The sequence below is a fragment of the Planotetraspora sp. GP83 genome (assembly GCF_041262585.1).
In the GTDB taxonomy this organism is placed as follows: domain Bacteria; phylum Actinomycetota; class Actinomycetes; order Streptosporangiales; family Streptosporangiaceae; genus JAOEGB01.
Map to the genome: position 1 here is coordinate 1 of NZ_JBGCBZ010000060.1, position 1,334 is coordinate 1,334.

A 1,334-nucleotide genomic window follows, 5' to 3' on the forward strand; every position below is an offset into this window, starting at 1 on the left:
CTGTCCCGCGTCAAGATGTTGGCTCAAATGATCCGGTCTGAAAGTTGGGGATGCAGGTTCGGGTCGGTGTAGACCTCGATCGGGCGGTGTCCGCCGAGGGCCTCGTGGGGGCGGATGTGGTTGAAGACGTGCCGGTAGGCCTCGGATTCGCGGGCCAGGGCGGGCAGGTCGTCGATCTCGATCCGGTACAGGTGCTCGTACTTCAGTGAGCCGAAGGCGCGTTCCCGCACCCCGTTTTGGCCGGGTGAACGCCGCCGGGTGCGGATGTGCAGCAGTTCGGGCCGGGAGGCGATGAAGCGGGCGAACGCGGCGCCTTTGAAGGCGGCCCCGTTGTCGGTGACCAGGCGAATCCGGCGGATCTCGCCCGTGTTCGGGTCGGCCAGGGCCTCGGCCAGGCTGCAGCCGGCCAGGCGTTCGGCCTCGGCGATGGCGATCTGCACGGCGGCGATGGCATCGGCGCCGGTGCAGGTCGGCGCGATGTGCCAGCCGTGCTCGATCTTGGTGAAGTAGTCGGTCACCCCGGCCAGCCGCCATATCCCTCCTGCTGTGGTCTCGTACTCGGAGAAGTCCAGCTGCCACACCTGGTTCGGCCCGGTGGGTGGGTCGGCGAAGGCGGCCTTGCGGGCCTTGGCCAGCGCACGCCGCTCGCCTTGGTAGTCGACAGGTTGGAGCAGGCCCCGGCGGCGTAGTGCCCGCTCCACCGACGAGGCCGATACCTGATGGCCGTCGGCGGCCATCAACCAGGCGATCTTGCGGTGGCCCCAGGCCGGCCAGTCCGCGGCGTACTTGGCCGCCACCGGCTCGATGGCATCGACCACCGGTGCCGGCCACGGCCCCTTCCCCACCCGTCCGCACGCAGCGGCGGCCCGCCAGCGGGTGTAGGTGCGGCGCGGGATGCCGATCAACGTGCAGAACCTCGAGATCGGCATCGCCGCGTCTTGGCGGATCACCTCGAGGTCCGCGAAGGGGCCAGGCGCCCCTCAGCGGACTTCTTCCACACCCGCAGCTCGACGTGGGCCTCACCCAACGCCGCGTGCAACTCGGCGATCTCCGCCTCCAGCTGCTGCTCCCGCGCCGACGGGCCCGCACTGCCACCCGCCACCAGGCCCTGCCTGCCGTATTCCAGGAACTGGGCCTTCCACTTGCTGACCGAGGTCTCCGACGTCTTGTTCCGCCGGGCGGCCTCCGCGATCGTCATCTCACCGGCCAGGACCGACAACACGATCCGGATCTTGTCCTCAACGGGGAACTGCGGGGGGCGACTCATCATGCGTCTCTCTTCCAGGCTCAGGAGACCCAACTAACTCCTGCGCCACTAAGTCTGACGCGCGACA

Annotated in this window: 2 protein-coding genes; both read right to left on the reverse strand. The window is 69.0% G+C overall.

All coding sequences use genetic code 11. The annotated features are described in order from the left end of the window. Positions 1 to 23: 23 nt before the first annotated feature. Entirely contained in the window at positions 24 to 929 is a 906-nt protein-coding gene (locus tag ABH927_RS34170; protein WP_370028632.1) for an integrase core domain-containing protein, read from the reverse strand. A gap of 17 nt (positions 930 to 946) precedes the next feature. Continuing rightward, the gene (locus ABH927_RS34175; RefSeq protein ID WP_370028634.1) at positions 947 to 1,270 is read right to left on the reverse strand and encodes a transposase; all 324 of its coding nucleotides are present in this window, start codon (positions 1,268 to 1,270) and stop codon (positions 947 to 949) included. Positions 1,271 to 1,334 lie beyond the last annotated feature (64 nt).